Annotated in this window: 7 protein-coding genes and 2 pseudogenes; 5 read left to right on the top strand and 4 right to left on the bottom strand. The window is 70.7% G+C overall.

The features are described from left to right. Positions 1–413: pseudogene (locus VIB55_RS24645) on the bottom strand (hypothetical protein); the annotation flags it as partial. Positions 414–415: 2 nt separating this feature from the next. After that, the gene (locus VIB55_RS24650; protein ID WP_331879344.1) at positions 416–1,630 is read right to left on the bottom strand and encodes a glycoside hydrolase family 5 protein; all 1,215 of its coding nucleotides are present in this window, start codon (positions 1,628–1,630) and stop codon (positions 416–418) included. Between the two features lie 241 nt (positions 1,631–1,871). Between VIB55_RS24650 and VIB55_RS24655 the strand changes: the two genes are divergently transcribed. The 4 genes from VIB55_RS24655 to VIB55_RS24670 all read left to right on the top strand — a co-directional run bounded on the left by VIB55_RS24655 (position 1,872) and on the right by VIB55_RS24670 (position 5,120). After that, positions 1,872–2,687: a WecB/TagA/CpsF family glycosyltransferase gene (locus tag VIB55_RS24655; RefSeq protein WP_331879345.1), complete on the top strand. Its 816-nt coding sequence runs from the start codon at positions 1,872–1,874 to the stop codon at positions 2,685–2,687. 238 nt (positions 2,688–2,925) lie between these two features. Continuing rightward, a complete protein-coding gene (locus VIB55_RS24660) occupies positions 2,926–4,224 on the top strand; it encodes a putative glycoside hydrolase (RefSeq protein ID WP_331879346.1) in 1,299 nt (432 codons plus the stop codon). A gap of 200 nt (positions 4,225–4,424) precedes the next feature. Continuing rightward, positions 4,425–4,721, top strand: a complete 297-nt coding sequence (locus VIB55_RS24665) for an AbrB/MazE/SpoVT family DNA-binding domain-containing protein (RefSeq protein ID WP_331879347.1) — start codon at positions 4,425–4,427, stop codon at positions 4,719–4,721. 3 nt (positions 4,722–4,724) lie between these two features. After that, complete coding sequence (locus VIB55_RS24670) at positions 4,725–5,120, top strand: hypothetical protein (RefSeq protein WP_331879349.1); 396 nt, start codon at positions 4,725–4,727, stop codon at positions 5,118–5,120. A 78-nt stretch (positions 5,121–5,198) separates the two neighbouring features. Here the strand turns inward: VIB55_RS24670 and VIB55_RS24675 are convergent, their stop codons facing one another. Together VIB55_RS24675 and lysA are read right to left on the bottom strand one after the other, a co-directional pair. Further along, on the bottom strand, positions 5,199–5,699 hold the full coding sequence (locus tag VIB55_RS24675; protein ID WP_331879350.1) for a protease complex subunit PrcB family protein: 501 nt from the start codon (positions 5,697–5,699) through the stop codon (positions 5,199–5,201). A gap of 71 nt (positions 5,700–5,770) precedes the next feature. Continuing rightward, positions 5,771–7,024, bottom strand: a complete 1,254-nt coding sequence (lysA, locus tag VIB55_RS24680) for a diaminopimelate decarboxylase (RefSeq protein ID WP_349263078.1) — start codon at positions 7,022–7,024, stop codon at positions 5,771–5,773. 194 nt (positions 7,025–7,218) lie between these two features. Between lysA and VIB55_RS24685 the strand changes: the two are divergent. Next, positions 7,219–7,961, top strand: a pseudogene (locus tag VIB55_RS24685) (hypothetical protein); the annotation flags it as partial.

The raw sequence follows: 7,961 nt of genomic DNA on the forward strand, positions 1-7,961 counted from the left end.
CGGAACATCTCGTCCATCCAGCCGCAGGGCACGATGTACGAGCGGAACCGCGGGTCGTCCATCAGCCGCGGCGCCAGGCTGGGGTGGTCCAGCAGCCCCGGGCCCAGCACCGCCGGGTTGGGCAGCCTCCAACGATCCAGGATCTGCGGATACCCGGCCACGCCCACCGGGTGCTCGGGGTGGCGCAGCGCCAGGGCGCGGTCGTTGACGCGCACATCCAGCCCCCGCCGCCGCAGCGCCCGCACCAGCCCCTCGAACGCCACCTGGAACCCCGACACCTTCTGGCGGCCGGTGAGCGCGCGGTACAGCGGCCTCACCATGGGCTTCAGGTAGCGGTCGCCCTTGACCCAGCGGTCGGTTTCCGGCGGTCCCGCGTAGAACAGCAGGACGGTGTCGTCGCTCAGCGGCGGCATGCTCAGTAGCTGGCCAGCCGCTGCTTGATCAGCGCGCCCACCTTGGTGGGGGTGCCCTTCCAGTCCAGCACCAGGAGCGACCGCGAGCAGATCGGGTCCTCGACCGTCTCCTGCCGCAGGGAGTCACCCGTCGAGGGCGTGCTCCACGACCAGGCGATCCACCCCATCTGCAGCTCGTCGGCCTTGTCCAGCATGGCGCGAACGTACGGCTCCTTGCAGTCCAGCGTGCCGAACTCGGTGGCGATCAGCGGGTCCGTCCTGGCCAGGAACGCCCAGTCGCTCTCCCACGCCGACGGCTGGTTCGCGGTCGGGTACTCGGGATGGTTCCAGGGATGCGCCGAGTACGCGATGTTGTGCCCCTTGATGCGGTGGCTGGGAACCCCGGACAGGTTGTATCCCCAGTTGGTCCCGGCGATGATCACCACGTTCTGGGCGCCCGTGGCCCGCACCACGTCGTACATCTCCTGCATTCCCACCGCCTGGAACGCCGGCCGCGGGTCGTAGGTGTTGTCCGCCGCGTGCAGCCCGCCCTTCTGCCACATCTCCCAGTTGTCGAACCCGTTGGACCCGCCCCGCGGATACGGCTCGCTGAACAGGTCGAACAGCACGCCGCCGTCGTTCTTGAACCGGTTGGCCACGTCCGTCCAGAACGGGATGGAGTGGTTGCGGTCGGGCATGGGCTGGTGCGTGTTGCCCACCGGCTCGTAGTTGGCGATGCCGCGGTCGCTGGCCTGCAGGGTGATGATCACGTACAGCCCCGCGGCGCGCGCCTGCTTGACGACCCGCTCCACCCGCGCCGGGTAGGCGGCGTCGTAGCTGCGGGCCGTGGGCACGTAGTAGTACTGGGCCACCTCGATGCGCACCGTGTTGGCGCCCCACGCGCGAATGGCGGCGAAGTCGTTGGCCGCCATGGAGTCCACGCCCAGCCGCCCGCCGCCGGTGCTGAACGAAAGCGACGGCCGCGACACGCCCACGAAGCGGGTGGGGCGGCAGTCCGTTACGCTCAGCAGCTTGTTGCCCACGCCGACGAAGCCGTTGGGCGCCGCGGGCAGCGGATCGCCGTTCAGCGTCACCTTGCCCGTCCCGTCGCACTCGGCCTGCGCTGTGCGCGGCTTGGCGCCGGTGGAGTCGCCCAGCAGCTCGCACCCGGAAAGGGCGGCCATGGCCAGCAGGGCCGCCAGGGCGGGCCTGGCGCCAGGAGTGAATGAATGCAACATTGGGATCACCTGCGGCATTACGGCGGGCATCCCGCAACCGGCTGGGAACACAGGCGTTGTGCTCCGCGCCGGCAAACGGCTGCGCCCACGGGTCCGGGCGGCATGATGGCAAGGTTCAGGCCATCTGTTCCCCTGTGCTACGGCGTACGGAAGCACGGAATTTGCCCCTTCGCGTGGGCCAGAGGCCGGGCGGCGGGCGCCGCGCGGCAGACACGCCCCTCATCGCACGCGCGACCTTCCGATGCATCCTGGTGGTACCCCGCCGACGCAGCCGCTTCAGCCGCAGAGCTACGAGATGCTGGGCGTGCGCTTCAACCTGGTCGACCGCCCCGAGCTCCTCGACGAAATCGAGCGCGCCGTGAACGCGCGCGAGCGGCGGGTGGTCGGCGGCCACAACCTGCACAGCGTCTACCTGTACCACCGCGACGCGCGCATGCGGCGCTTCTTCGCCGAGTCGCGGGTGACGTTCGTAGACGGGATGCCGCTCGTGTGGGTGGCGCGGATGCTGGGCTACCCCGCCCGCCGCAAGCACCGGAACTCGCCGCTGGACTGGATGCCGTCGCTGCTGGAGCGGGCCAGCCAGCGCGGGTGGCGGGTCTTTTTCCTGGGGAGCAGCCCCGAGATCGAGCCCAAGGCCGCGCAGACGTTCCGCGCGCAGTATCCCGACCTGAAGCTCCAGACGCACCACGGCTACTTCGACACGCGCCCCGGCAGCCCCGAGAACGAGGCGGTGCTCGCGCGCATCCGCGCCTTCCGCCCGCACGTGCTGGGGGTGTGCATGGGCATGCCCCTGCAGGAGCAGTGGATCGTCGACAACCTCGACGCGCTCCCCCCGGCCGCCATCTTCGACCTGGGCGCGCTGATGGACCAGCTTTCCGGCGAGCTTCCCTACGCGCCGCGGTGGGTGGGGCAACTGGGGCTGGAGTGGTTCTACCGACTCTGCACGCAGCCGGGCCGCGTCTGGCGGCGGTACCTGGTGGAGCCCTGGTTCCTGCTGCCGCACCTGGCGCGCGACCTGGTCCGGAGCCGCCGCGCCCCGGCCATCCGCGGCGAGTAGCGTTCCGGCCGCGATGCTCCTTGCGGCCAGGCGGTTCCGGGAGTAGACTCGGCACCCTTTCTGCGGTGCTTTCCATCGGCGGATCGCCACCATCCGTTTGCGTCGCGGAGGCCCTCACCGGGGCGCCCGCCGACGCTCATCCTGGTCCTGGTTTTCGCCACCGTACGTCCCTGAGCGGGGCTCCCCCGGCCCCGCCGCACGTTCGCGCTTCTGCTTCGTGGTATCGACAATGTGGTCCGTGGGTCGCCGTACCGTCGCGCCGTTCCTCGTCCTTTCCGCGCTCGCTTCCGCGAGCTGCGACGCCCTCGAACAGAACGCCATCCGCGAGATGGGGGTCGCCAGCCGGCTGGCCGCCGGAACGCCGCCGTCGCGGCAGCCCGCGCCCGCGCCGCCCGCCCCGCGCGAAACGATGCCGCCCATCATCCGCGGCATCTACGTGAGCTCGTACGCCATGGGCAACCCGGTGCGCCGCGCCGAGCTCCTTGCCCTGGCCGACACCACCGAGATCAACACCTTCGTCATCGACGTCAAGGACGAGGACGGGGTGCGGTACCACAGCGGCATCCCGCTGGCCATGGAGGCCACGCACCCGGGGAGCATCCCCGTCCGCGACCTGAAGTCGGTGGTCGACACGCTGCGGGCGCACGGCATCCATCCCATCGCCCGCGTGGTGGTGTTCAAGGACCGGCGCCTGTCCCGCGTTCGCCCCCAGTGGTCCATCCGCACGCCCGCGGGCGAGGCGTGGCGCGACCACCAGAACCTCACGTGGGTCAGCCCGTGGGAGCGCGGCGTCTGGGAGATGAACATCGCCATCGCCGAAGAGGCGGTGCGCGCCGGCTTCCGCGAGGTGCAGTTCGACTACGTGCGCTTTCCCGAGCAGTACCGCAGCCTTCCGCTGCAGGTGCATCCCTCCGCCGACACCGCGGGCGACCGGACGGACGCCATCGCGGGCTTCCTGGCCGCCGCGCGGGCGCGCATCCATCCGCTGGGGGCCACGATCACGGCGGACGTCTTCGGCCTGTCGATGAACGAGTCGCGCGACGTGGGGATCGGGCAGCAGTGGGAGCGCATCTCCGCCACCGTGGACGGCGTGCTGCCGATGGTCTACCCGTCGCACTATTTTCCCACGCACCTGGCCGGCATCGCCCGTCCCAACCGCATGCCGTACCAGACGGTGCTGCACTCGGTGGGAATGGGCGTCATCCGCAACCAGCGGCTGAAGGACGCCGGGATCCAGCCGGCCCGCATCGTTCCCTGGCTGCAGGCGTTCACCGCCACGTGGAACGACCGCGGCTTCCGCTACGGCCCGCAGCAGGCGCGCGACCAGATGCGCGCCGTCTACGACCTGGGGCTGGAAGACTGGATTCTCTGGCACCCAAACTCCAACTACGCGCAGATCGCCGGGGCCTTCGCCCGCGAGACGGCGCCCGAGTCCAGGGCCCCGACACCGCCGGGCTCGCTGGCGGTGACGGTGGACCGGTTCGACCGCGAGGGCGCCGCTGCCGAACGCCAGCGCCTGGCCGCCGCCGCTGACTAGCGGAGGTGGGACGCGGGACGAAGAACGCCTCCGGGACCCAAGTCCCGGAGGCGTTCTTCTTTGGCCCGAACCCTCACGGCTGACGCCACCTGACGCACGTTTCCGCTCCCTCGGCGCCAGAGGTGGTACCAAGACCATTGCGCCCACCTCCTGCCCCTTGCAGATTTTCTGATCTTCATACATTCTGCAGGAGCAACACCGTGGCACAGTCGGAATCCATCAAGGTAGGCAAGCGAGGCGCGATCGTGCTTCCGGCCGCGCTTCGCCGCCAGTACGGCCTCGAAGAAGGCGCCACCCTCATTGCCGAGCCCACAGAGGAGGGCATCATGCTCAAGCCAGCCGTGGTTCTCCCGTTCGAGCGGTACACGCTCCAGCGCAAGGCCGAGTTCCTGCTCAACAACGCCATCGGGGCCGACGAGTACCGTTGGGCCGCCGCCGAGGTGCGCCGCATGGGGCTGGACCCCGACGGCATTCCGCACGAGCAGCCGCTTTCCTGAGGCGTGGACGTCCTGTTCCTGGATGCCAACGTGCTGTTTTCGGCCGCGTACCGGCCCGAGTCACGGCTGGCGCGGTTCTGGTCCCTGCCGGGCGTGGAGCTGGTCACCTCGGCGTACGCCATCGAGGAGGCGCGCCGAAACCTCATGCGGGCCGAGCAGGTGGAGTGGCTGGACGTGCTCACGGGCGGGCTGCGCATCGTGCACGAGCGGGGTACGTGGGCGCTGCCGCGCGACGTGATCTTGCCCGACAAGGACCGCCCCATCCTGGCGGCGGCGGTCATCAGCGGGGCCACGCACCTGATTACGGGCGACCAGGCGCACTTCGGCGTGTGGTTCGGCCAGCAGCTCTGCGGCATCCTGGTGCTGCGCCCCGCCGCCTACCTGGACTCGCGCCCCTGACGCTCGGTCCGTACGATGAACAAAACGCCTCCGGGACGTCGGGTCCCGGAGGCGTTTTCGTCTGTCACCGAGCAGAACCTACGGACTGCACTCCCTCGTGACCTTTGCTTCGTGGAACCGCACCGGCTGCGAGCTGGCAGGGATCGCGACCGCGTCGGCGGGATAGACGAACGCCTGCGTGGTGCCGCACGACCGTCCGGGCGATTGCTCCGTCACGAAGACGTCCACCGCGGCCGAGCTCACCACCGCGCTGTCCACCTGGATCCAGAAGCCGCCGGTGGGACGCCCGCCCATCGTGGCGGCCACCACCATCTCGCGGTCGAAGTCCACCGCGGGGCGCGGGCGGCGGTCACCGCCCCACAGCCGCGTCCAGAAGGCTGGCCACTCCGTTTCGGAGCGGATCACCACCCGCTCCACCGTCCCGATTCCGCTGAAGCTGACGGGCAGGAATTCCAGGCGGCGCACCTCCACCCGCTGCGCGTCGGGCGCCCGGTCCAGGAGCGGATCCGCGGACGTCGTTTCGGCGCAGCCCGCGAGCAGAACGAAGCCCGCGATCATCGAACACAGCTTTCCCTTCATCTTCATCCTCCCGCGTATGCTGTTGGTCGGTCGCGGAGAGAACGTGCATTCCGCCGCCGCCGTGACAGCGATCAGAGGTCCATCTCGGCCGCGACCAGGTCGTCTACCGTTTCGCGGCGCCGGACGAGCGTGGCGTCGGCCCCGTCCACCATGACCTCGGCGGGGCGCGGGCGCTGGTTGTACTGGCTGGACATGGAGAATCCGTACGCGCCCACGGTCATGATCGCGAGCAGCTCGCCGGGCTTTGGCACCTCCATCTCGCGGTCCAGCGCCAGGAAGTCGCCGGTTTCGCAGATGGGGCCCACCACGTCCACGTGGCCCCGGGCGCGGCCGTGCGGCTCCACCGGCTCCACGGCGTGCCATCCCGAGTAGTGGCTGGGGCGCAGCAGGTCGTTCATCCCGGCGTCGGTGATCACGAAGCGCTTGCCGCCCCCTTCCTTGACGTACAGTACCCGCGTCAGCAGCGCGCCCGATTCGCCCACGAGGAACCGCCCGGGCTCCACCACCAGCTTCAGCCCGGTCGCGGCGACGGCGGGAACGATCTCGTCGGCCCACTCCGCGGCGGAGATGCGCGGCCCGCCCTCGTAGCTGATCCCCAGTCCGCCGCCCAGGTCCAGAAACTCCAGCTCAACCTCTTCGCGCTTCAGCTCGTGCGCCAGGTCCAGCACGTAGTCCAGCGCCTGGCGGAAGGGGCCCACCTCCAGGATCTGCGAGCCGATGTGCACGTCGATTCCGCGCACCCGCACGCCGGGCATCTTGGCGGCGATGCTGTACAGCGTGCGCGCCCGCGCCGCGGCGATGCCGAACTTGGTCGCCGCGTGGCCGGTGCGGGTGTACGCGTGCGGCGTGGGGGTGTCGATGTCGGGGTTTACGCGCAGCGCCACGGGCGCACGGGTGCCCATGGCACACGCCAGGTCCGAAAGGGCGCAGAGCTCGCCCTCGCTCTCCACGTTGAAGGCGTAGATGCCGGCGGAGAGCGCGGCCGCCAGTTCGATCACCGTCTTCCCCACCCCGCTGAAGACGATGCGCTCCGGGGGAATGCCCGCCAGCAGCGCCCGGTGAAGCTCGCCGCCGGAAACGATGTCGGCGCCGGCGCCCATGGCGGCGAGGGTGCGGAGCACGCCGAGGTTGCCGTTGGCCTTCACCGAGTAGGCGATCAGGTGGGGCACCGGCGACAGCGCATCGTTCAGCTCGCGAAAGCGTTCGCGGATGGCGTTCTGGCTGTACACGTACAGCGGCGTCCCCCAGCGGGCCACCAGCTCCTGCATGGGAACGTTCTCGCAGTGCAGCACCCCGTCCACGCGAGGGAATGCTTCGGCCACCATCGGCTCAGCGATGTTCTCCAACCGGATTCCTCCATGTTGATGCTGGTCCGTCCACTGCCGCGACTCGAACTCGAAGGCGCGCAGAATGCGGTCCACGCAGAAAGTGGGATTGACGGCAGACTGCTACGCACCCACTCTTCTTCTCCCCGGCCGGCCGGCTCGGGCCTTCGCTTCCTCTCCCACGGAGGGACCCCATGATCCACCCGCTCCGTACCCCGCTCCTTCTGCTGGCTACCGCCCTCACGACTGCCCCGTCGCTCGCGCAGAGCGGTCCCATGTCGGTGGATGCCTCGCACCTTCACGCGCTGCAGCTTCGGCTGGAGGGCTTCGCCGCGGGCCTTCCCGCCGCGGAGCGCCCGCTGTGGCAGGACCTGTTGCTCCGCGCCGCCACCGCGGGCCCCCCGGCCGTCGGCGACGTGCGAGTGAACCCAGTCCTGCAGATCGGGCCGGGCGGCGGATGCGAGGGCCAGGACCAGGCCGCGGGCCGCGCGGCCATCATCATCCAGGGCGGCCGGACGGGCGTGCCGGGAACCGGCATCGTCGTACAGGGCGGACGCACGCCCGCCGCCGGCATCGTCGTACAGGGCGGACGGTCCCCCGCCACAGGCCCCGTGCGGGCCGGTCGAGCGGGTGGCCGGCCCGGCACCCCGGCCGGGGATGCGCCGCGCCCGACCGGTACCGCCGCCGTCGCCATCGGACCCAAGCAGGACGACCCCTCGCGCCCCGGCCGCACGGGAGCGGTGTGCATCGGCCCCAAGCAGGACGACCCGGCACCTCCGCCCCAGGCGCTTGGCAGCCGGCTGGCGGCGCTGGCCACCACCCTGCCGCCGGAGGAGCGCGGCGCGATGGACTGGCTGCTGACCCGTGCCGCCCACGCCGCTGAAGCCGGCCGGCCCGGCACGCCGGGCGGGCTGCCCCCCGGCACGACCGTGTCGCT

It is taken from the genome of Longimicrobium sp. (assembly GCF_036554565.1).
In the GTDB taxonomy this organism is placed as follows: Bacteria; Gemmatimonadota; Gemmatimonadetes; order Longimicrobiales; family Longimicrobiaceae; genus Longimicrobium.